The organism is Achromobacter mucicolens, assembly GCF_029866465.1.
Lineage (GTDB): Bacteria > Pseudomonadota > Gammaproteobacteria > Burkholderiales > Burkholderiaceae_B > Achromobacter > Achromobacter mucicolens.
This window is the reverse complement of sequence record NZ_CP123364.1, coordinates 3,062,849-3,083,979: the sequence shown is the minus strand read 5'-3', so window position 1 is coordinate 3,083,979 and position 21,131 is coordinate 3,062,849. Positions and strand designations below refer to the sequence as shown.

Here is a 21,131-nt window from a genome sequence, read left to right as displayed (position 1 = left end):
CTAATTAGCTGGTGCGAAGGGCGGCGAGCAGCCCTTCGACCGGTTGTAAACGAACATCCAATTCGGCCAGCAGAACGGCGCGCATGTCGGCACGGAACGTGTCCAGCCACGCGCCGGCGGTAATGGCCGGGGCGGGCGGCGACGTCCCGGCCTGCGCGGCCTCAACGGCGGGCGCCTCGGTATCGCCAGGCACGTCGGCCGCCGCATCGGCCGGCGCGGCCGGTTCAGCCAGGGCCTGCTCCGCAGCCTGCGCAAGCGCCGCTTCCTCGGCCTTGCGCAGGCGGTCGAAGTGCACCTGCAGCAGTTTCGGGATTGCGCCCAGCAGGGCCCGCTCCTTGGGCAGCAGCGCGCGGTCCATGATCGCGTCCACGACGGCCAGACGCGTCCATTCCCCGTTGCGGGCGGCCACCATTCCGCGCAGCCGGCTGCGCAGGTTGCCGATGCTGGTTTCCATCGTGTGCTGCAACGACAGATACCGCTGGCGAAAACTCGAATAATCGAACTCATCCTCGGCCAGGACGGCCGCCAGCTTCTTGGCGGGCGCCCGAGCCGGGGCAACCCCCGGGGCAACCCGCTTGGCGGCCGTGGCCGCCGTGTCGCTGACGATGGCGTCGGCAAGCGTGGTGCGCACCCGCACGCATTCGCGTTCTTCGGCGCTGCTGAACATGCGGGCGCCGGGCGCAATCACGGGCGGAGCGGTATTGAGCGCCGCCGACAGGGCGATCGCGTCCGTCCAGCCAAGCCATTGGCTCAGATGGTCGGATAGCGACTGCCTGGACTGCTGGACTTCCGCGTCCGTCAGGCGAGTCAGCAAGCGAATGAGCGTCGGGCCGCTTAAACCTGTGCGCTGGGGGGCTTGCAACATACCACCAGAGTCAAAAAGGGGGGAGTTTACACGCTGCGACGGCCCCGGAGGGCCTGTCGGGACGCCCGGACCGGGGACAAGGCGCAAAATGGGGTCGCATCATGGGCGGCGTATTGCCGCTGTCGCAACACTGTGTCGCGACCCGGCGGGCAGGAACCCTCGGCCCGTCCGTTCGTCGAACCCTGCATGGATGCCCGCACCCCCTGGCGATTTACCCGACGACTCCTCATGCTTGCCGCGCTGGCCGCCTTGGCGGTGTGGGCCTGGCCGCGCCTGCCCGAATCGGCGCGCGCACCCTGGCACATGGCGCGGCTTTCCTGGCAGGACGCGCCGCTGTCGTTGCCCGTACCCGTTGAGGGCGTCGCGCCCCGGCGGCTGGCCGACACCTGGGGCGCCGCGCGGTCGGGCGGGCGCACGCATCAGGGCATCGACATCTTCGCCAAGCGCGGCACGCCGGTGCTGTCGGCAACCGAAGGCGTGGTCACGCGCATCGGCGAGAACACACTGGGCGGCCAGGTGGTCTGGGTGATGGGGCCGGGCCGGCAGATGCACTATTACGCGCACCTGGACGGCTATGCGGATATCCGCCGCGGCCAGCTTGTTGCGCCGGGCGAGGTGCTGGGCTTTGTCGGCAATACGGGCAACGCCAAAGGCACGCCGCCGCATTTGCACTACGGCATCTATGCCGGGGGCGGGGCGCTCAATCCCTATCCGCTCCTGATCTCGCCCGGCGGTTCCCCCATGCCGGTGTCGTCCCCGCAATAAGCGCGCGGCGCGCCGGTGTAGATTTGTGTCCTGGCCAGAATAATGGGGCAAGGCGTGGCGCACTTTCCATGGACTTTCTGATCTCGGCTGCGGCGCGCGCGCTGGCGGCGGGCGACCCGCTGGGCGCGTTGAACCACGTGGCGCTGCGTAGCGACGCGCCCGCGCTGGCCTTGCGCGGCATCGCCATGGCGCAGCTGGGCGATCTGGCGCGCGCGCGTAGCCTGCTACAAGGCGCCGCCCGCGCTTTTGGGCCGCGACAGGCCGTGGCGCGGGCCCGCTGCGTCGTCGCCGGGGCCGAAATCGCGCTGGCTTCGCGCGACCTGGGCAACGGCGAGAAGGCGCTGGATGCCGCGCGCGCCACGCTGCAGGCGCACGGCGATGTGGTCAATGCGGCGCATGCCGGTCACCTGGCGGCTCGCCGCCAGTTGCTGCTGGGGCGTCTTGACGAAGCCGAGCGCACGCTCGCCGGATTGGACGTGGCCGCGTTGCCGTGGGCGTCGCGGGCCATTCATGAACTCATCGTCGCGGGCATCGCCATCCGACGCCAGCAGGCTGCGGCAGGCCGGGCCGCACTCACGCGCGCGGCGCAGTGGGCTGGCCAGGCAAGGATCCCGGCGCTGATGGCGGAAGTGGAACACGCCGAACAGGCGCTGGACGCGCCGGCGGCGCGGCGCATCGCACACGAAGGCGAAAGGACCTTGTCGCTGGACGAGGTCGAGGCGTTGCTCGCGTCCGGGGCGGTGGTCGTGGATGCCTGCCGGCACGCCGTGCGCGCAGCGCAAGGGACCATCGCGCTGGCCGGCCGCCCCGTGCTGTTTGCGCTGTTGCGGGCGCTGGCGCAAAACTGGCCCGGCGAGGCGACGCGCGAGGCGCTCATCGCCCAGGCCTTTCGCACGCGTTATTTCGACGACACGCACCGCGCGCGCCTGCGTGTCGAAATGGGCCGTCTGCGTGCCGTGATCGGCCCACTGGCCGGCGTGCAGGCCACCCGGCACGGCTACGCGCTCAAGCCCCGTGTGGCGAGCGACGTGGCGCTGCTGGCGCCCGCGGGCGAGGAATCGGATCCGGAGGCGGGCGCACTGCTTGCCTTTCTGGCCGACGGCGAGGGCTGGTCGAGTTCGGCGCTGGCGCTGGTCGTCGGGTCCAGCCAGCGCACCGTGCAGCGCGCGCTTGAGACGCTGGCTGCGTCCGGCAAGGTGCAGGCCTTCGGCCAGGGGCGCGCGCGGCGCTGGATGCTGCCGCCCGTGCCGGGATTCACGACAAGCTTGTTACTTCCGGTGATTCTGCCGGGCCATTAGCATGAACGGACCCCTACAAAAGGAAGCCGACATGAAACGATCTCAAGCCGAAATCCTGCGTGAATATGGTCCGTTCCCCGGTGTCGATGCGGTCCACGGGCTGACGTACGACGGCGAACAGGTGTGGTTTGCCACGGGCGACCGCCTCGTCGCCATGGACCCCGTGACCGGACAGACCTCCCGCGCGCTCGACATCACGGCCAACGCGGGCACAGCCTTCGACGGCACCTATCTCTATCAGATTGCCGATGGCCACATCCAGAAGGTGGACCCCTCGAGCGGGGAAATCCTGTCCACGATCCCCGCGCCCGGCGGCGAGTGTGTGTCCGGCATGGCGTGGGCCGAAGGCAGTCTGTGGGTCGGCGCCTACCGCGACCGCAAGATTCACCAGGTCGATCCCGCCACCGGCAAGGTGCTGCGCACGATTGATTCAAACCGCTACGTGACAGGCGTGACGTGGGTGGACGGCGAGCTGTGGCATGGCACCTGGGAAGCGGAGGAAAGCGAGCTGCGGCGCCTGGAACCGCGCACCGGGCAGGTGCTGGAGGCCGTGGAGATGCCGGCGGGCGTGGGCGTGTCGGGACTGGAATCCGACGGCGGCGGCACGTTCTACTGCGGAGGCGGCGAGAGCGGCAAGGTGCGGGCGGTGCAGCGCCCCGCAAAAGCGTCCAGTTGACCCAGGGCGATTGGAAAAATATAACATTAGTGGATATGAGAAGTATTTGCATTTAAACTTCGTGCCGATTTGTCACTCTTATTCCAATTCGGTAGGAAGCCACAATGCAAGATCAGAGACGCGTCGCGCGCGGCCCCCTTGTTCACCCTCGTTTTGTGCTGCGCCGCACGTCGGCGATGGTTTTTCTGGCGTTGGCCTCGGGAGGCGCGGTCGCGCAGGAGGCCGCTGTCGCGACGCTGCCGTCGGTGCAGGTGGTGGGCGACACCGCCAACGCGAACACGACCGAGGGAACCGGTTCCTACACGCCGCGCGCCACGGCGGCCAGCACCGGGCTGTCGCTGACGCTGCGTGAGACGCCGCAGTCGGTCACCGTCATGACGCGCCAGCGCATGGACGACGAGGACATGCGGTCGCTGGCGGACGTGATGGCCAGCACGCCCGGCATTTCGGTGCAGAACTTCGATAGCGAGCGCTACACCTTCAATTCGCGCGGCTTCAGCATCACCAACTACATGTACGACGGCGTGCCCACGGCGTTCGACGTGGGCTATGCGGCAGGCGAGTCGTCCGTCGACCCGATCATCTACGACCGCGTGGAAGTCGTGCGGGGCGCCACGGGCCTGATGACGGGCGCGGGCAATCCGTCGGCCTCGATCAACCTGGTGCGCAAGCACGCCGACAGCCGCGAGTTCAAGGCGGACCTGAGCGCGGGCGTGGGCACGTGGGACACCTATCGCGCCACGGCAGACCTGTCCACGCCGCTCAATGCCGAGGGCAGCGTGCGCGGCCGCATCGTGGCGGCGTACCAGGACAACCATTCGTTCCTGGACTACTACCAGAACAAGAAGAAGGTTTTCTACGGCGTGGTGGACGCCGACCTGACCTCGCGCACGACGCTCAGCGTGGGCTACAACTACCAGGACAACGAGCCAAAGGGCAGCACGTGGGGCGGCTTTCCGCTTTGGTACGCGGACGGCGGGCGCACCGATTGGCGCCGGTCGCTGAACACCGGCGCGCGCTGGTCCTCATGGGGCAGCACCACGCAGGGCGCGTTTGCCAGCCTGGAGCACCGCTTCGACAACGACTGGCGTGTGCAGGCCGTGGGCTCGTATTCCAAGAATGAAATGGACGGCAAGCTGTTGTACCTGTACGGCTGGCCGGATCGGGAAACCGGACTGGGCATGGGCGCCTCGCCGGCCTGGTATCTGGGCGACCGCAAGCAGAACGCGCTGGACCTGAAGGCAAACGGCCCGTTCACATTGTTCGGCCGCTTCCACGAAGCCGTGGTGGGTGCAAGCTTCAACCGTCAGAAGGGCGACTTCAACTACCGGTCTGCCATCGGCGCCGCCGCCGTGGGCAATTTCCTGGACTGGGACGGCTCGTATCCTGAACCCGACTGGAACGATTCGATCATTGCCAACCGCTACACCACCACGCAGACCGGCTGGTACGGCGCGCTGCGCCTGAACCTGGCCGACCCGCTCAAGCTGATCGTGGGCGGGCGCTACAGCACCTGGAAGACCAACTCGGTCGGTTTTGGCGGCGAAGGGCGCACCGAGTTCGACAAGAACGACTTCACGCCATACGCCGGCCTGCTGTACGACATCAATGACACCTATACGGCGTACGTCAGCTACACAGGCATCTTCAATCCGCAGACCTATCAGGACCGCAACGGCAACTGGCTGGACCCGCTGGAAGGCAAGTCGTATGAAGCCGGCATCAAGGGCGAATGGCTGGACGGCCGCTTGAATGCCAGCGCCGCCGTCTTCCAGATCGACCAGGACAACGTGGCGCAGGCGGATCCCGGCCAGATGGTGCCGGGCACGACCAACCAGGCGTACACGGCAGCGCAAGGCACGCGCAGCCGCGGGTTCGACCTGGAACTGTCGGGCGAAGTGACGCCGGGCTGGAATGTGGCGGCCGGGTGGTCGCACTGGACCGCGCGCGATGGCGACGGCAACGCGATCCAGACCGACCAGCCGCGCAGCCTGGTGCGCGTCTTCACGACCTACCAACTGCCGGGAGACTGGAACCGCCTGACCGTGGGCGGGGGCGTGAACTGGCAAAGCCACGTCTACACCATCGCCAGCGGCCCCAACGGCGACGAGCGCGTGGGGCAGGGCAGCTATGCCGTGACCAACCTCATGGCGCGCTACCGTTTCAACCGCAATCTGTCGGCGCAACTGAACGTGAACAACGTGTTCGACCGCAAGTATTACAGCCAGATCGGCTTCTACAGCCAGGGCGCGTGGGCCGCGGGCCGCAGCGCGATGCTGACGATGCGCTACCAGTACTGATCGCAGGCGCGCCTAGGCGGGGCCGATCGGCCCCGACGCCGCCCGCGCGGCCTCGGCAATGCTGGCAATGAAGGCCTTGGCGGCTTCTGGCATGATGCGCCCGGCCAGTGTCTGCACCTCGAAGTGGCGCTCGTTCATCTCGCGGTCGCGCAGGGGCACGGCGACGATTTTTCCCCACGCCAGACGGTTGCGGATCGCCAGTTCGCCGCAGAAGGCGACCCCGCCGCCCGCGCTGGCAAAACCCACCAGCGCGTCGATGCTGCGGCTGGTGAACGCCGGCTCGCAGTGCAGCTGCTGGCGGCTGCAGCTGATGTCGATCAGCTGGCGCAGCGTGGAATCGGGTGTGGGCAGCGCAAGCGGATACGCCATCAGTTGCGCCAGCGCCAACTCGCGGCGGTCGGCCAGCGGATGGCCGGCCGAAAGGATCGCGCGCACTGGCGCGGGCACGCGCGCTTCCACGCGGATATCGCGCTGAGACGTCAGGCTGAGCGTGACGCCGATGTCCGCCGAGCCGTCCCGGATGCGCTGGGGAATCTCCTGCTGCGAGCAGACATCCAGTGAAAACCGGATACCGGCGTAGTGCTGCCGGAACGCCGCGATGGCGGCCGGGACGAATTCCGACGCATAGCCCTCGGTGCTGACGATGCGCACATGACCCTGGCGCAGCCCGCGCAGCGCCAGGATGTCACCCGCCACGCGCTCCACGTCCTGCTGCATGCGTTTGGCATGCGCGGCCAGCAGTTCGCCGGCGGCGTTCGGGACCATGCCGCGCGCACGGCGCTCGAACAGCAGCGTGCCCAGTTCGCGTTCGACGCGGGCAATCTGCCGGCTGACGGCCGACGGGGCGACATCCAGGCGGGCGGCGGCTTCGCTGACCGAGCCGGTGCGCACGACTTCCAGGAAATAGCGCAGGGAAATCTCCTGCAGGACACGAGGGTTCATGGTCGGATCCAAGGTTTGCGGAAAGCGCAAAGAAGAATTCTAACCATTGATATTGCTGCAAAGCGTCGGGCGCCTCTAGGATGTGGGCATTCCTTGCGCTCTCATTCGCTAGCACAGACATGTTTCAATCCGACGCTCCCTCCAATTCCCCCGTTCTGGACTCGCTCCGTCAAGCAAAGCCGGTGCTGTGGACCGGCTCTGAAACGCGTGCGGCTGCTGGGCCGGGCGCGCACTTCCTGATGGACCAGGTGCTGTCCGCGCAAGAGCGCTTTGCGCGGTTTGCGCCGCTCTTGGCGGAATTGTTTCCCGAGCTGGCCGCGACGGGCGGCGTGATCGAGTCGCCGCTGTTGCCCGCCGCCGCCATGCAGGCGGCCATGGGCCTGCCGCAGGACGCGGGCCGGTTGTGGATCAAGGCAGACCACGCGCTGCCGGTGGCCGGGTCGATCAAGGCGCGGGGCGGGATCCACGAGGTGCTGGAATTTGCCGAATCCTTGGCCATGCGTGAGGGTGTGCTGCGCCAGGGCGACGACTACCGCAAGCTGGCCGGCCCCGAGGCCCGCGCCGTGTTCGGCCGTTATCAGGTCGCCGTGGGGTCCACGGGCAACCTGGGCTTGTCGATCGGCGTGATCGCGTCGGCGCTGGGATTCCGCTCGGCGGTGCATATGTCGGCCGACGCGAAGGAATGGAAAAAGGCGCGGCTGCGCGCGCGCGGGGTCGAGGTCGTCGAGCACGCGGGCGACTACGAAAAGGCCGTGGCCGCGGGCCGGGCGCAGGTCGAAGCGGATCCGTTCGGTTATTTCGTGGACGACGAGCGGTCGGCGTCCCTGTTCATGGGCTACGCCGCCGCCGCGCTGCACCTGCGCGTGCAATTGGGCGAAGCCGGCGTGCGTGTGGATGCCGAGCATCCGCTTTTTGTCTACCTGCCTTGCGGCGTGGGCGGGGCGCCGGGCGGCATCGCGTTCGGCCTGACGCAGCTTTTCGGGCCCCACGTGCATTGCTTCTTTGCCGAGCCGGTGCAGTCGCCGTGCTTCCTGGTGCGAATGATGGCGGGCCGCGGCGAACTGCCGGGCGCGCCGGCGTCCGCGTCGGTGTACGACGTGGGTCTGACCAACGTGACCGAGGCCGACGGCCTGGCGGTGCCGACGGCCTCCGAACTGGCCTACGCGGCCGTGGGTGCGCAACTGCGCGGCGTCTACACCGTGGAAGACGACACCTTGTACGCGGACCTGGCGCGCTTAAAGGACAGCGAAGGCCTGCGCATCGAACCGTCCGCCGCCGCGGGCTTCAGCGGCCCCCGCCATCTGTGCGGCACCGATGCCGGCCGCGCGTGGCTGCGGGCGCAGGGCCTGCAGGCGCACCTGCCGCAGGCCACGCATCTGGCCTGGACGACGGGCGGGCTGTTCGTGCCCGACGAAGAATATGACCGATTCCTGAGCCGTGGGCGTTCGCTCACGGCCGGCAACTAGGCGCCGGCAGACGCGCCGCATCTCCACCACCTACCATCGAGCACCGCCATGAAAACCTCGTTTCTTGCAGTCAGTCTCGCTTTTGCCAGCACCCTCGGCGCGGCCGCGCCCGCCGTGGCCCAGGACGCCTATCCCTCGCGTCCGCTCACGATGATCGTCCCGTTTCCGCCGGGGGGCGCCACGGACGTGCTGGGCCGCGTGGTGGCCCAGAAGCTGGGGCAGGAACTGGGACGCACGGTCGTGGTGGAAAACCGCGCCGGCGCGGGCACGGTGATCGGCGCCAGCTACGTGGCCAAGGCCGCGCCCGACGGCTACACGTTGCTGGTGAGTTCGGGCACGACCTTCACGGTTAACCCGGCCATCCAGGCCAACCTGCCGTATGACCCGGTCAAGAGTTTCGAGCCCATCGGCATTGTCGGCCGCACCGGCCTGGCCCTGCTGGCCAACCCCAAGGTGCCGGTCAAGGACTTGAAGGAGTTCGTCGCGTACGTGAAGGACCCGGCGCATGACCAGCCGCCGTACGGCTCGTTCGGCACGGGTACGACCGCGCATTTCGTGGGCGAGGCGTTCATCTCCGCCGCCAAGCTGAAAATGACGCACGTGCCGTACAAGGGCAGTTCGCCCGCGATGACCGACCTGATCGGCGGGCAGATTCCGTTCTCGGTCGACACCGTGGCCGCAGCGTTGCCGCAAAGCAAGCAGGGCAAGGTCCGCGTGCTGGCGGTGTCCAGCCCAAAGCGTTCGGCCTTCCTGCCCGACGTGCCCACGTTCGCCGAACAGGGCTATCCCTCGGTCGCGATGGACACGTGGCTGATGGTCGCCGCGCCGCGCGGATTGCCCGCCGACGTGAAGACGCGTCTGGAGCAGGCGCTCAAGGCCACGGTGGAATCGCCCGAAGTGGTCAAGAGCCTGGAGGCGCAAGGCTTTGAGGCCGCCTTCGCCAGCGCCGCGGAAGGCGAGGCGCTGATCCAGAAGGAACTGCCCATCATGCGCGAGGTCGCGCAACGGGCCAACATCAAGATCGACTGAAGGAAGACGACGATGGCTTTGGACGACTCCCTGGTATCGCTGACCGCCGTTGAATTGCGGCGCATGATCGGCGCCCGCCAGCTTTCCCCGGTGGAACTGCTGGAAGCGTGCATCGCGCGCATCCAGGCCGTGAACCCGTACATCAACGCCGTCACCGCCACCGCCTTTGAACGGGCGAGGGCGGAGGCCCGCGCGGCCGAGCGCGCGGTGATGGCGGGCGAGCCGTTGGGCCTCCTGCACGGTTTGCCGATGGGGGTGAAGGATCTGGAGCCCACGGCCGGCGTGCTGACCACCTACGGTTCGCCTCTGTATCGCGGCCACGTGCCGGACGAGGACATCGAGCTGGTGGCGCGCCTGCGCCGCGCCGGGGCCATCGTCGCCGCCAAGACCAACGTGCCCGAGATGGGCGCGGGCGCCAACTCGCGCAACACGGTGTGGGGCGCTACCGGCAACCCCTTCAATCCCAACCTGAATGCGGGCGGTTCGTCGGGCGGTTCGGCCGCCGCCCTGGCCAGCGACATGCTGCCGGTCTGCACGGGCTCGGACACGGGCGGCTCGCTGCGCATTCCCGCGTCCAAGTGCGGCGTGGTCGGATTCCGGCCATCCCCGGGCATCGTGCCCAGCGTGCGCAAACCGCTGGGCTGGACGCCGATCTCGGTGGTGGGACCGATGGGCCGCACCGTGGCTGACGCCTGCCTGCAGATGGCGGCCTCCGCCGGCCCGCACGCTGGCGATCCGCTCAGCTATCCGCTGGACCCGCTGCAATTTTTGAACCCCGGCATCGCCGATCTGGGATCGCTGCGCGTGGCCTATACCGAAGACTTCGGCGCGTGCGACGTGGACGACGGCATCCGAGCCACCTTCCGCGAAAAGATCGCAGCCATGCGTCATCTGTTCGCGGCCTGCGATCCGATCGACCTGGATGTCGGTGAGGCCCATCGATGCTTTGACGTGCTGCGCGCCGAGGCCTTCGTCGCCGGCATGCGCGACGCGTACGAAAAGGATCCGTCCAGCCTGGGCCCCAACACCCGCGCCAACTTCGAGATGGGCGCGGCGATGAGCCTGAAGGATTGCGCATGGGCGCAGGCCGAGCAGACACGCCTGATCAAGCGCTTTCAACGCGCTTACGACGATTACGACCTCATCCTTTCGCCCACGACGCCCGTGTCGCCCTTCCCGTGGACGCAGTTGTATGCGGACAAGATCAACGGTGTCGCCCAGGAGAACTATTACCGCTGGCTGGCGCTGACCTATGTCGTGACGCTGACCACGCACCCGGCGCTTACCTTGCCTTGCGGGCGCGATGCGAACGGCATGCCGTTCGGCCTGCAGATCGTGGGCCGCTTCCGTGGCGACCTTCAGGTGCTGGCGGCGGCGCAGGCGATGGAGCAGGCCTTCGCGGGCACGGACGCGCTGCGTCGTCCGCGCCCCGACCTGGCCGCGCTGCGCCCGGCGGAACCGGCGCTGACGTCGATCGTGACGGCGCCGCCGCTGCGCGATGGCGGCGGTGAGGCGGGGTCGGTGTCGGCGGTGTAGCGCACCGTCGTCACGCTGCGGGCCTCGCACGGGGCCGCGCCTAGTCAGCAACAAGGCCAGCACGCCGCAACACGCGGTTTGCTGGCCTTTCGCTATTACGGCCTAGTCCGTCTTCTAGGGTTATTCCTGACTAAAAGCTGATTGTCAGCCGTTTGTCAGGCAGGTTTAATCACTCCAAAGTTGCGCATCAGACGCATCAGACGGCAGACGAAAGCCCACCGCAGGCCGTTCGCGCCGCACCCTTGCAGCCGTAGTAACTACACGCTGGTCCATGTAGTCCACCCCAGGAGACAACAAGCCATGCAACACGTTACAAAGCCCCGCCGCCGCAAGTTCATCTCCGGCGCCGCCGCCGCCGGCGCTGTGGCGCTAGGATTTCCCGCCATCACCAAGGCGCAGAACGCGCCCATCTCCTTCCGGTTCCAGAGCACCTGGCCCGCGAACGACATCTTCCACGAATTCGCCCGCGACTACGCCAACAAGGTCAACGAAATGGCCGGCGGCCAGTTGAAGATCGAAGTGCTGCCCGCGGGCGCCGTGGTCAAGGCGTTCGATCTGCTGGACGCGGTTTCGGCGGGCACGCTGGACGGCGGTCACGGCGTGGTGGCGTACTGGTACGGCAAGAACACGGCCGTGGCGCTGTGGGGGTCGGGTCCGTCGTTCGGGATGGACGCCAACATGCTGCTGGCCTGGCACGAATACGGCGGCGGCAAGGAGCTGCTGGTCGAGATCCAGAAGGCCATGGGCGTGAACGTGCAGTCGCTGATGTACGGACCGATGCCGACCCAGCCGTTCGGATGGTTCAAGCGGCCCGTCACGAAGGTCGAAGACGTCAAGGGCGTGAAGTTCCGCACCGTGGGCCTGGCCATCGACATGTACACGGCGATGGGCGCGGCCGTGAACGCGCTGCCCGGCGGTGAAATCGTGCCGGCGCTGGACCGCGGGTTGCTGGACGGCGCGGAATTCAACAATGCCTCGTCGGACCTGGCGCTGGGCTTTCAGGACGTGTCCAAGATCTGCATGCTGCAGAGCTTTCACCAGAGCGCCGAACAGTTCGAGGTGCTGTTCAACAAGGCAAAGTACGACGCCTTGCCGGAACACCTGAAGCACATCCTGAGCTATGCCGCGCAGGCCTCCAGCGCGGACATGTCCTGGAAGGCGGCGAACCGCTATTCGCAGGACTACATCAAGCTGCAGAAGGATCACAACGTCAAGTTCTACAAGACGCCGGACGCGATCCTGCAGCAGCAGCTCAAGATCTGGGACGAGATGATCGCCAAGCGGTCCGCCGAAAATCCGCTCTTCAAGAAAGTCCTGGATTCGCAGCGCGCGTTTGCCGAGCGGGTGGGGCGCTGGCACGGCGACACCACGGTCAATTACCGCATGGCCTACAACCACTACTTCTCGCGAAGCACCAAGCCAGCCTGACGCGGTTTCACGCAGGCCACGCGCGCCGCCTAGCCGGCGCGCGGCGCCTCGCCATGCGTGTCCAGGGTCCGTGCGCGCCTGCGGCAGGACAGCCGCTGCGTGAGCGGACCCGACTCCAGGACCATCGATGATCCGAATCGTACGTTTCATAGACAGCATTTCCACCCTGGTGGGCAAGACCTTTGCCTGGCTGATCGTGGTGCTGACGCTGCACGTGTGCTGGGAAGTCGCCGCACGGTACATCCTGAACCAGCCCAGCGCCTGGGCCTTCGACCTGCAGATGATGTATTACGGCATCCTGTTCATGATGGCGGGCGCCTACACGCTGGCCAAGAATGGGCATGTGCGCGGCGACATCCTGTACGGCTTTCTGCCGCCGCGCGTGCAGGCCGGCCTGGACTTGCTGCTGTTCATCGTCTTCTTCTTTCCCGGCGTGATCGCCCTGGTGTGGGCCGGCTGGTATTACGCCGGCTATTCCATCGCCATCCGCGAACACTCGTCGCTGATGGCCAACGGGCCGCCCATCTATCCCTTCAAGGCCTTCATTCCCGCCGCCGGCGCGGTGCTGCTGCTGCAGGGCGTGGCCGAGGTCATGCGCTGCATCCTGTGCCTGAAGCAGGGCGCCTGGCCGTCGCGTGAAGAAGACGTCGAGGAAGTGGACGTCGACAAGCTCAAGGAGATGGTGCACGTGAAGGACGAAGACATCGCCAAGCTCGATCGTTACGTCAAATCCGGGGAGTCCCAGCGATGAAAATTCACAAGGCTTTGTGGTTCGGCCTGTCGTGCATCGCGCTGGTGCTCCTGATGATCGCGTTCCTCACGCCGTGGGACGACCTCACCACCGGTCATATCGGGCTGCTCATGCTGGCCCTGATCGTGGTGGCGATCATGCTGGGATTTCCGACCGCGTTCACGTTGATGGGCATGGGCGTGCTGTTCACGTTCCTGGCGTATTACATGCAGAGTTCGGACCCGGGGCGGTCCCTGGGGCAGACGCTGGATCTGATGGTGCAGCGCACATACGCCACCATGACCAACGACTCGCTGATCTCGATCCCGCTCTTCGTGTTCATGGGCTATCTGGTCGAGCGCGCCAACCTCATTGAAAAGCTCTTCCGGTCGATGCACCTGGCGCTGGCGCGGCTGCCGGGCGCGCTGGCGGTTGCCACGCTGGCCACCTGCGCCATCTTCGCGACGGCCACGGGGATTGTCGGGGCGGTGGTCACGCTGATGGGGCTGCTGGCGATGCCGGCGATGCTCAAGGCCGGCTACAGCGTGCGCCTGACGGCCGGTTCCATCACGGCAGGCGGGTGCCTGGGCATCCTGCTGCCGCCGTCAGTGATGCTGATCGTATATGGCGCGACCACCGGCGTGTCGGTGGTGCAGCTGTACGCGGGCGCGCTGTTTCCCGGCATCATGCTGGCCATCCTGTACATGGTCTACGTCATCATCGTGGCCAAGCTGCGGCCCGACATGGCGCCGCCGCTGCCCGAGAACGAACGCGGCGTGCCGCTGCCGCCCGGAACGGCGGCGCTGGCGGCAGGTCAGTACACGCGCGCCGTGTCCGGCATGCTGGCCGCGATGTTCAAGGGCCGGCGCAACAGCGCGGTGTCGTTCGCGTACCTGACGCGCAACATGGCCGTGGCGTTGACGCCGCTGGTCGTCACCGTGCTGATGCTGGCGGTGGTGCACCACGCGCTGACCAAGCCGCCCGAGGTCTACGAGATTCCCGCTGAATTGCGCCTGGGCTCCAGCGACTTCGATTCCGGCTCGGGGTTGAGCGAGCCACCCGTCGATGGGCTGGCCGAGCCGCCCTCGAACGACCTGCCCGAACCGCCTTCCAACGAGCTGGCCGAACCCCCAGGCAGCGCGCCCGCGGCGTCCGGGCTGAGCGAGCCACCCGGCACGCCCGCCTCCCAACCGCCAGCCGGCGCCGCAGCACCCGCGCAATCCGGCGCGGCTGCCGAGGCCGAACCCCGAATCGCGGCGCCCACGGGCTTCTGGATCTTTGCCGGCATATGCGCAGTGATTCTGGCGGTGTTCTACGCCGCGCTGACGTGGGCGCGGCTGGAAATCTTCAAGATGCTGATGGGCTCGTTCTTCCCGCTGGCGGTCATGATCGCGGCCGTGCTGGGGTCGATCGGCTTCGGCCTGGCCACCCCCAGCGAGGCTGCCGCCATGGGCGCGATGGGCGGGGCCTTGCTGGCGTTGGCCTATCGCCGGTTGAACCTGCCGGTGCTGCGCGAATCGGTGTTCCTGACGGCCAAGACCAGCGCCATGGTCTGCTGGCTGTTCGTGGGCTCGTCCATCTTCTCGGCGGCGTTCGCCCTTTTGGGCGGACAGCGCATCATCGAGGAATGGGTGTTGTCCCTGGGACTGACGCCGATCCAGTTCCTGCTGCTGGCGCAGATCATCATCTTCCTGCTTGGCTGGCCGCTGGAATGGACCGAGATCATCGTGATCTTCATGCCGATCTTCGTGCCGCTGCTCAATACGTTCGGCATCGACCCGCTGTTCTTCGGCCTGCTCGTGGCGTTGAACCTGCAGACCGCATTCCTGTCGCCACCGGTGGCCATGTCGGCCTTCTACCTGAAGGGGGTGTCACCGCCGCACGTGACGCTGAACCAGATCTTCCTGGGCATGATGCCGTTCATGGGCATCCAGGTCGTCGCCATCTTCCTGTTGTACATGTTCCCGGGAATCGGCATGTGGCTGCCGACGGTGCTGTACCGGTAAGACACGGTACGGTGTCTGACACCCGCGAGATGTCGTCGCACATTGACGACGCGCTTGCCTGGGTGTCAGACACCTTGAATTTTTACTGCCCGGACGCCGCCGACAGCGACACCTGGCCGAACGTCATCCACACCTGCGCGGTACCCGATGCCTGCGCGCGATAGGTGCCGGAAGCTTCGCCCAGACGCATTGCGACGGCGGCGAACTCCCAGGCCTGGGCGTCATCGCAATCGACCTTGCGCCCACGATCTGCACCGGCGCGGTGGCAGCGACGCCACCCGGCAGCTGGAACACGATCAGCCCACTGTCCATGTCCACCGACCACTGCTCGGCCGCATCCAGATGTCAGGTCGCGCAATGCGCCGTGGTGGCGGCCTCGTGCGGCATGCGCGCATCCTGGCACCACGCGGCCATCGCCCCGGCCGCCTGGCTTACAGCTGGCTCATGCCGCCGTCCGCGATGATCTCCGTGCCCACGATGAAGGCTGACTCTCGCGCGGCCAGGTGCAGCACGGTCGCCGCGATCTCCTGCGGCGTGCCGAAGCGGCCCAGCGGCACCTGCGCCTGGATGCTGGCGGCGGTCTTTTCCAGCGTGGCGGGATCCAGCCCCAGCTTGTTGTAGATGGGGGTGGCGACCGGACCGGGGCTGACGACGTTGACCCGGATGCCGCGCGGCAGCCATTCGGCCGACAGCGTCTTGGCCAGGGAGATCAGGGCGGCCTTGCTGGCGGCGTAGATCGACGATGCCGGCATGCCGATATGGGCGTTGATGGACCCGTTGAGCACGATCGACGCGCCCGAGTTGAGCAAGGGGTCCAGCGCCTGGAGCTGGAAGTAGACGCCCTTGACGTTGGTATTGAACGTCTGATCCCAGAGATCTTCCGTGGCGTCGGTCAGCGTCGCGAACTTGGCGATGCCTGCGTTGACGAAGACCGCATCCAGGCGCACGCCTGCCGATGACAGGGCGCCCGCCAGCGCGGCAGCCGCGCCGGGTGCGCCGGCCGTGTTCTGGATGGCCAGCGCGTTTGCGCCCAAGGCGGCGCGGGTCTTCTCCAGGGCGGCGGCGTCGCGCCCGGTGACGATGACGCGGGCGCCTTCGGCGGCAAAGGCTTGGGCAGCGGCAAGGCCGATGCCGCTGGTGCCGCCGGTGACCAGGACGGTCTTTTGTTCAAAACGGTTCATGATGGGTTCCTTGGGGAGTGGGGATGAGGTGTAGCCATGTTGCGCCTTGCCCGGCGCTTTGTCGTACGATCTGGCGCATGAACACGTTCGAAGGAATCGCACATGTTGAGCCCGAATGAACTGGCGCTGCTGGAAGCCATCCGCGACAGCGCCAGCCTGTCCCGGGCAGCCGCCAAGCTGGGCAAAGCCCCGTCGTCGGTGTCGCACGCCGCCCGCCAGCTTGAGGAGCGCTTTGACGCGCTGCTATTCGACCGCCGGGGCTACCGGATGCAACTCACGCCCGCGGGGCAGTTGCTGGCCGACGAAGCCGGGCGGCTGGCCCAGGACGTCAGCCGGCTGACGCAGCGGGTGCGGCAGGTCGCCAGCGGTTGGGAGGACCGGCTGCGCATCGTCAGCGACGAAATCCTGGAGTTTGAGCTCATGGCGCCGCTCATCCAGGCATTCGACAAGCTGGACTCGGGCGTGCGGCTGCGGTTCACGCACGAGGTGCTGGGCGGCACGTGGGAGGCGCTGCGCGAGGGCCGTGCGGACCTGATCGTGGGCGCCACCAACGAACCGCAAACGATGCCGAACCTGCAGTGGGCGGCGCTGGGCGAAATGGAGTGGCTGTTCGCCGTGTCGCCGCGCCATCCGCTTGCGGGCGCCAAGGCGCCGCTGCGCCAGGACCAGATCCAGCAGCATCGTGCCGTCGTCGTCGCCGACACGGCGCGCGGCGCGGCGGCTCGCGGCTACGGCGGGGTGGGCGGGCAGGCCACGCTGGCGGTGCCCAGCATGCGGGCCAAGATCCTGGCGCAGCGCGCCGGACTGGGGGTGGGCTGGGTGCCGCGGCACCGCGCGGCATCGCTCCTGGCGCGAGGCGAACTCGTGGAAATGGCCACGGAAACCCCGCGCGAACCGAACCTGCTGTACCTGGCGTGGCGCAGCGATCACGATGGACGCGCGCTGCGCTGGTGGCTGGACCAATTGCGCCAACCCCGGATGGCGGCGGCGCTGATGCGGGGCATCGACGGGTTCGCCTGACGCGTTGTAGTCTTAGCCGCGTGCGGCAGCCCCGGCGGACGGCCGGCCAGACCGCGTACAACAGTCCCAAGGACGAACATGGAAGAGACAAGACAGGAACCCCCGCTCGATTGGGCGTCGCTGGTCGACGACCTGAACCGGCTGCTGCGCCTGAAGACCACAGTCATCGGCATGAAGCTGTACGAGCACGAGGCGGACATGGCAGGCGTGAAAGGCCTGCGCCGGCCCCAGGCCACCCACACCACGGACCAGATCGTGGGCATGGCCGCGCGGCTGGGCTGGACGGTGGGCATCACGGGTGACGATCTGGTCGGCGCGCAATGCCGCGCCGTCATCGGGCTGGGCCCGCAGGACGAGGCATGGAAGCAGGGCAAGGAATACGTGGGCGTCTGGCACGCGACCGAAGCGGACGCTCGGGCGCGCCAGGAGGCCCTGTCCTGTGTGCCGGCCGGCAAGTACCGGGCGATGGTGGTGTCGCCGCTGGCATCCGGACGCCTGGACCCGCCCGACATCTGTCTGGTGTATGCCACGCCGGGCCAGATGATCATCCTGATCAACGGCCTGCAATGGAAGAACTACCGGCGTTTTGACTGGAGCGTCGTGGGCGAGACGGCCTGTGCGGATTCCTGGGGCAGGGCGCTCGCCACGGGCGAACCCAGCCTGTCGCTGCCCTGTTTTGCCGAGCGCAGATATGGCGGGGTGCCCGATGAAGAAATGCTCATGGCCCTGCCGCCGCGCTATCTGCCCATTGCCATCGAAGGCATGAAGGCGTTGTCGGCCAACGGCCTGCGCTATCCCATTGCGCCGTATGGCATTCAGAACGACGTGCGTGCAGGCATGGGCGTGAGCTACGCCCAACCGCCCAAGGCTCAGGGTTGAGCGCCGGCTTGCAGCGCCGCCGCCAGCGCGCGCGCGGCCGGCCCCAGCGGCCGGTCGATGCGGTGCGCGAGATAGGTTTCCATGGCGATCTGGCTGTCGCGGCCCAGGCTGGCGGCGGGCACGCGCAGCAGGCGGCCTTCGGCCAGATCGCGCGCCACCTGCCAAAGCGGCAGGCGGCCCCAACCGAGTCCGGACAAGATCAGCGCATGCTTGGTGTCCTGTCCGCTGACGCGGCAGGTCTGCGGCGACAGGACGGCGAAATCGCGGCCTTCGGACAGGGGCGACGGATCGGCTTGCACGATCTGCAGGTGATCCGCCAGGTCCGCCGCCGCAAGCGCCTGCCCGGCACGCGCGTTCTGCGCCAAGGGGTGCGAGGCGCCGACGACGGCCACCATCTGTACGGCGCCCAATGCCTGCACGGCGATGCGCGGATGCCTGAAATGCTCGCCGGCCAGAATGCCCAGCGTGTGCGTGCCGGCGAGCAGCGCCTCTACCGGCCCGCCCAGCGGCAGCACCGACACGCGCAGCGATACCGAGGGATACGCGGCGCGCATCCGGTTGAGCGCCGCGCCCGCCTGTTCGATGGGAAAGAGCGTATCGATGACCAGCGACAGTTCCAGTTCCACGCCTTCGCCCAACCCCTGGGCGCGGGCGCGCATCGCATCGACCCGCAAGAGGATGTCGCGGGCGTTGGCAAGCAGGGCCTGCCCCTGCGGCGTCATGACGGGACGATGGCCGGAGCGGTCGAACAGCGGCACGCCCAATTGCGCTTCCATGTTGGCGATGGCGTGGCTGACGGCGGACTGCACCCGCGCCAGGCGGCGGGCGGCCGCACGAAAGCTGCCAGTGTCCGCCACGGCGGCGAATACGCGCAGTTGGTCCAGGGTCAGGGCATCAATCATGTTGATCTATTTCTTCGATCAGAAACGTCAAAAGGTTATCACTTCGCGGGATCGGCTTTGCGCGCCATGATGCCGGAATTCCGGCAAAAACGAGGGCAGGATGGACAAGGTTGATGGGGTGGCGGCAGATAGCCGCGCAGCGGGACAACATTGGGGCGCGGTGCTGGCCATCGTCGGCGCGGGCGTCGTGGCGGCGTTGCAGGTGGGCAAGGTCATCATTGCCGCGCCGCTCCTGCGCAAGGACATGGGACTGGATCTGGCCTCCATCGGCACATTGACGGCGGTGTTCTCGGTGCTGGGCATGGTGGGCGGCATCGCCGCGGGCGGGGTGATTGCACGCTTTGGCGCGCGGCGCATGCTGATACTGGGCCTGGCGGCCACGGCCGCCGGCACCGCGGCCGGTGCCCTGGCGCCGACGTACGGCCTGCTGCTCGGGTCGCGGATCGTCGAGGGACTGGGTTTCCTGCTCGTCACGGTAGCCGGCCCCGCGGCGTTGCAGCGCATCGTCGCGGGCGGCAGGCGCGACTTCGCGTTCGCGCTCTGGAGCTGCTACATGCCGGCCGGGATGGCGATCGCCATGCTTGCCTCGCAGGCGTTTGACGATTGGCATGCCTATTGGTGGTGCGCGGGCATTGCCGCCGGCGTGGCGCTGGTCAGCATCGCCGTGCTCGCGCCGCCCACGCCCCGGGGAGCCAGCCTGTCGTGGCAGGGCCTGCGCCAGGACACCGCCGACACCATGGGCGCGGCCGGCCCGGTGCTGCTGGCGCTGTCCTTCACGCTCTACAGCCTGATGTTCTTCGCGCTCTTCACGTTCCTGCCGGTGCTGCTGATGGAGCAATTGGGGCTGACGCTTGCCAAAGCCGGCTTGTACAGCGCCATCGCCAGCGCCGCCAATGTGGTGGGCAACCTGGGCGCGGGCGTGCTGCTGGCGCGCGGACGGCGCCGGTCCACATTGATCGCGCTGGCCAGTTCGGTGATGGCGGCCGTGGCGCTCCTGATCTTCGGATCGGCGCTGCCCGCCATGACCACCTTTCTGCTGTGCGTGCTGTTCTCGGCCGTGGGCGGACTGATCCCGGCCACGCTGCTGGGCACCGCGCCGCTGGTCGCCCCGCGTCCGGCGCTGACCGCCGCATCCGTGGGACTGGTCATGCAGGGCAGCAACCTGGGGCAGGTGATCGGACCGGTGGCCGTGGGCGGGGCGATCGACCGCTTTGGCTGGACGTCCGCCTCGTTCATCGTCGCGGCCGCGGGTCTGGCGGGCGTGGCGGTGGCCTGGCGTCTGCGGCGCGTGAAAGGCGTCCGTCTTTGACGCGCGCTGGCCGGCTCGCGCGCGCCGGGCCTCGCCTGCTTGCGCCGCCAGGCGCAGGACATCCGGCCAGGTCGGCGCGGTAACCCGGCTGGCCTATCATGGAGCGCACGACACGATGGAGGTTGCATGTACACGTCCGCTCCTCGCCTGGTGATCTTCGATTGCGATGGCGTCCTGATCGACAGCGAAATCATTGCCGCGCGCGCCCAGTCCCGCGCGCTGGCCGAACACGGCATCGCGATCACGCCTGAAGAGGCCGCGCAGCGCTTCGCCGGCATTCCCGATGCGGACATGTGGCGCACGTTGCAGGCCGAAAACGCCTGCTCGCTGCCCGACGAATTTGCCCGGCAGTATGCAGACCGGCTGGAACGCACGTTCCGCACCGAGCTGCGCGCGCTGCCGCACGTGCATGAAACCTTGAAGGTCTTGCGCGAACGCGGCCTGGACCTGTGCGTGGCGTCCAGCAGCATGCCCGCCAAGCTTGAGGCGGCGTTGAAGATGGTGGGTCTGTGGGAGATGTTTGCGCCCCACGTGTTCAGCACGGCGCAGGTCGGCAAGGGCAAGCCAGCGCCCGACATATTCCTGCATGCAGCGCGGCAGATGCGGGCCGCGGTGCTGGACTGCGTCGTGGTCGAGGACAGCGTGCCGGGTGTACGCGCCGCCCGGGCGGCGCGCATGCGGGCGGTGGGATTCGTCGGCGCCTCGCACAACGGGCCGCAACAGCGGCAGCGGTTGCTGGACGAGGGCGCCTTCGAAGTGATCGATGATCTGCGGCGCCTGCCGGAGATCATCTGAGGGT

Annotated in this window: 18 protein-coding genes; 14 read left to right on the top strand and 4 right to left on the bottom strand. The window is 67.8% G+C overall.

Going from position 1 to position 21,131, the window contains the following annotated elements:
* Positions 1 to 4 precede the first annotated feature (4 nt).
* Positions 5 to 865, bottom strand: a complete 861-nt coding sequence (locus QEP15_RS14075) for a DUF3348 domain-containing protein (protein ID WP_280147588.1) — start codon at positions 863 to 865, stop codon at positions 5 to 7.
* A 186-nt stretch (positions 866 to 1,051) separates the two neighbouring features.
* Between QEP15_RS14075 and QEP15_RS14070 the strand changes: the two genes are divergently transcribed.
* The 4 genes from QEP15_RS14070 to fhuE all read left to right on the top strand — a co-directional run bounded on the left by QEP15_RS14070 (position 1,052) and on the right by fhuE (position 5,904).
* Positions 1,052 to 1,630 carry a M23 family metallopeptidase gene (locus tag QEP15_RS14070; RefSeq protein ID WP_280147587.1) on the top strand — a complete coding sequence of 193 codons (579 nt, stop codon included), beginning with the start codon at positions 1,052 to 1,054 and terminating at the stop codon, positions 1,628 to 1,630.
* A gap of 68 nt (positions 1,631 to 1,698) precedes the next feature.
* The gene (locus QEP15_RS14065; protein WP_280147586.1) at positions 1,699 to 2,928 is read left to right on the top strand and encodes a helix-turn-helix domain-containing protein; all 1,230 of its coding nucleotides are present in this window, start codon (positions 1,699 to 1,701) and stop codon (positions 2,926 to 2,928) included.
* Positions 2,929 to 2,959: 31 nt separating this feature from the next.
* Positions 2,960 to 3,604, top strand: coding sequence for a Vgb family protein (locus QEP15_RS14060; protein ID WP_152384618.1), 645 nt, complete (start codon positions 2,960 to 2,962; stop codon positions 3,602 to 3,604).
* 104 nt (positions 3,605 to 3,708) lie between these two features.
* Positions 3,709 to 5,904: a ferric-rhodotorulic acid/ferric-coprogen receptor FhuE gene (gene fhuE, locus QEP15_RS14055; RefSeq protein WP_152384617.1), complete on the top strand. Its 2,196-nt coding sequence runs from the start codon at positions 3,709 to 3,711 to the stop codon at positions 5,902 to 5,904.
* 12 nt (positions 5,905 to 5,916) lie between these two features.
* Here fhuE and QEP15_RS14050 read toward each other — a convergent pair whose 3' ends face one another.
* Entirely contained in the window at positions 5,917 to 6,846 is a 930-nt protein-coding gene (locus QEP15_RS14050; protein ID WP_056318235.1) for a LysR family transcriptional regulator, read from the bottom strand.
* 119 nt (positions 6,847 to 6,965) lie between these two features.
* Between QEP15_RS14050 and QEP15_RS14045 the strand changes: the two genes are divergently transcribed.
* The 6 genes from QEP15_RS14045 to QEP15_RS14020 all read left to right on the top strand — a co-directional run bounded on the left by QEP15_RS14045 (position 6,966) and on the right by QEP15_RS14020 (position 15,041).
* Complete coding sequence (locus tag QEP15_RS14045; RefSeq protein ID WP_280147585.1) at positions 6,966 to 8,312, top strand: D-serine ammonia-lyase; 1,347 nt, start codon at positions 6,966 to 6,968, stop codon at positions 8,310 to 8,312.
* Positions 8,313 to 8,360: 48 nt separating this feature from the next.
* Positions 8,361 to 9,341 carry a Bug family tripartite tricarboxylate transporter substrate binding protein gene (locus QEP15_RS14040; RefSeq protein ID WP_175155617.1) on the top strand — a complete coding sequence of 327 codons (981 nt, stop codon included), beginning with the start codon at positions 8,361 to 8,363 and terminating at the stop codon, positions 9,339 to 9,341.
* 12 nt (positions 9,342 to 9,353) lie between these two features.
* Complete coding sequence (locus QEP15_RS14035; protein ID WP_280147584.1) at positions 9,354 to 10,877, top strand: amidase; 1,524 nt, start codon at positions 9,354 to 9,356, stop codon at positions 10,875 to 10,877.
* Between the two features lie 300 nt (positions 10,878 to 11,177).
* The gene (locus tag QEP15_RS14030) at positions 11,178 to 12,305 is read left to right on the top strand and encodes a TRAP transporter substrate-binding protein (protein WP_279988784.1); all 1,128 of its coding nucleotides are present in this window, start codon (positions 11,178 to 11,180) and stop codon (positions 12,303 to 12,305) included.
* A gap of 127 nt (positions 12,306 to 12,432) precedes the next feature.
* Positions 12,433 to 13,056, top strand: coding sequence for a TRAP transporter small permease subunit (locus QEP15_RS14025; RefSeq protein WP_175155616.1), 624 nt, complete (start codon positions 12,433 to 12,435; stop codon positions 13,054 to 13,056).
* Positions 13,053 to 15,041: a TRAP transporter large permease gene (locus tag QEP15_RS14020; protein ID WP_280147583.1), complete on the top strand. Its 1,989-nt coding sequence runs from the start codon at positions 13,053 to 13,055 to the stop codon at positions 15,039 to 15,041. Before QEP15_RS14025 ends, QEP15_RS14020 begins: the two co-directional genes overlap by 4 nt.
* A 431-nt stretch (positions 15,042 to 15,472) precedes the next feature.
* Here the strand turns inward: QEP15_RS14020 and QEP15_RS14015 are convergent, their stop codons facing one another.
* Positions 15,473 to 16,222: an SDR family oxidoreductase gene (locus QEP15_RS14015; RefSeq protein ID WP_175155614.1), complete on the bottom strand. Its 750-nt coding sequence runs from the start codon at positions 16,220 to 16,222 to the stop codon at positions 15,473 to 15,475.
* A gap of 102 nt (positions 16,223 to 16,324) precedes the next feature.
* Here QEP15_RS14015 and QEP15_RS14010 point away from each other — a divergent pair, with 102 nt between their 5' ends.
* Together QEP15_RS14010 and QEP15_RS14005 are read left to right on the top strand one after the other, a co-directional pair.
* Positions 16,325 to 17,242 (top strand): LysR substrate-binding domain-containing protein, encoded by a 918-nt coding sequence (locus QEP15_RS14010; protein WP_280147582.1) that lies wholly within the window; start codon positions 16,325 to 16,327, stop codon positions 17,240 to 17,242.
* A gap of 78 nt (positions 17,243 to 17,320) precedes the next feature.
* Positions 17,321 to 18,121 (top strand): DUF169 domain-containing protein, encoded by an 801-nt coding sequence (locus tag QEP15_RS14005; RefSeq protein ID WP_175155613.1) that lies wholly within the window; start codon positions 17,321 to 17,323, stop codon positions 18,119 to 18,121.
* On the opposite strand, the gene QEP15_RS14000 is transcribed toward QEP15_RS14005, so the two are convergent.
* Positions 18,112 to 19,023: a LysR family transcriptional regulator gene (locus QEP15_RS14000; RefSeq protein ID WP_279988777.1), complete on the bottom strand. Its 912-nt coding sequence runs from the start codon at positions 19,021 to 19,023 to the stop codon at positions 18,112 to 18,114. The genes QEP15_RS14005 and QEP15_RS14000 overlap by 10 nt on opposite strands.
* Before the next feature lie 100 nt (positions 19,024 to 19,123).
* Between QEP15_RS14000 and QEP15_RS13995 the strand changes: the two genes are divergently transcribed.
* A complete protein-coding gene (locus tag QEP15_RS13995; protein WP_280147581.1) occupies positions 19,124 to 20,332 on the top strand; it encodes an MFS transporter in 1,209 nt (402 codons plus the stop codon).
* A gap of 126 nt (positions 20,333 to 20,458) precedes the next feature.
* Complete coding sequence (locus QEP15_RS13990) at positions 20,459 to 21,127, top strand: HAD family hydrolase (protein WP_280147580.1); 669 nt, start codon at positions 20,459 to 20,461, stop codon at positions 21,125 to 21,127.
* The last annotated feature ends 4 nt before the right edge of the window (positions 21,128 to 21,131 follow it).

Excerpts from the sequence above, each read along its gene's own strand:
- QEP15_RS14075 (WP_280147588.1), bottom strand. The coding sequence starts at position 865 with ATGTTGCAAGCCCCCCAGCGCACAGGTTTAAGCGGCCCGACGCTCATT.
- QEP15_RS14070 (WP_280147587.1), top strand. The coding sequence starts at position 1,052 with ATGGATGCCCGCACCCCCTGGCGATTTACCCGACGACTCCTCATGCTT.
- QEP15_RS14065 (WP_280147586.1), top strand. The coding sequence starts at position 1,699 with ATGGACTTTCTGATCTCGGCTGCGGCGCGCGCGCTGGCGGCGGGCGAC.
- QEP15_RS14060 (WP_152384618.1), top strand. The coding sequence starts at position 2,960 with ATGAAACGATCTCAAGCCGAAATCCTGCGTGAATATGGTCCGTTCCCC.
- fhuE (WP_152384617.1), top strand. The coding sequence starts at position 3,709 with ATGCAAGATCAGAGACGCGTCGCGCGCGGCCCCCTTGTTCACCCTCGT.
- QEP15_RS14050 (WP_056318235.1), bottom strand. The coding sequence starts at position 6,846 with ATGAACCCTCGTGTCCTGCAGGAGATTTCCCTGCGCTATTTCCTGGAA.
- QEP15_RS14045 (WP_280147585.1), top strand. The coding sequence starts at position 6,966 with ATGTTTCAATCCGACGCTCCCTCCAATTCCCCCGTTCTGGACTCGCTC.
- QEP15_RS14040 (WP_175155617.1), top strand. The coding sequence starts at position 8,361 with ATGAAAACCTCGTTTCTTGCAGTCAGTCTCGCTTTTGCCAGCACCCTC.
- QEP15_RS14035 (WP_280147584.1), top strand. The coding sequence starts at position 9,354 with ATGGCTTTGGACGACTCCCTGGTATCGCTGACCGCCGTTGAATTGCGG.
- QEP15_RS14030 (WP_279988784.1), top strand. The coding sequence starts at position 11,178 with ATGCAACACGTTACAAAGCCCCGCCGCCGCAAGTTCATCTCCGGCGCC.
- QEP15_RS14025 (WP_175155616.1), top strand. The coding sequence starts at position 12,433 with ATGATCCGAATCGTACGTTTCATAGACAGCATTTCCACCCTGGTGGGC.
- QEP15_RS14020 (WP_280147583.1), top strand. The coding sequence starts at position 13,053 with ATGAAAATTCACAAGGCTTTGTGGTTCGGCCTGTCGTGCATCGCGCTG.
- QEP15_RS14015 (WP_175155614.1), bottom strand. The coding sequence starts at position 16,222 with ATGAACCGTTTTGAACAAAAGACCGTCCTGGTCACCGGCGGCACCAGC.
- QEP15_RS14010 (WP_280147582.1), top strand. The coding sequence starts at position 16,325 with ATGTTGAGCCCGAATGAACTGGCGCTGCTGGAAGCCATCCGCGACAGC.
- QEP15_RS14005 (WP_175155613.1), top strand. The coding sequence starts at position 17,321 with ATGGAAGAGACAAGACAGGAACCCCCGCTCGATTGGGCGTCGCTGGTC.
- QEP15_RS14000 (WP_279988777.1), bottom strand. The coding sequence starts at position 19,023 with ATGATTGATGCCCTGACCCTGGACCAACTGCGCGTATTCGCCGCCGTG.
- QEP15_RS13995 (WP_280147581.1), top strand. The coding sequence starts at position 19,124 with ATGGACAAGGTTGATGGGGTGGCGGCAGATAGCCGCGCAGCGGGACAA.
- QEP15_RS13990 (WP_280147580.1), top strand. The coding sequence starts at position 20,459 with ATGTACACGTCCGCTCCTCGCCTGGTGATCTTCGATTGCGATGGCGTC.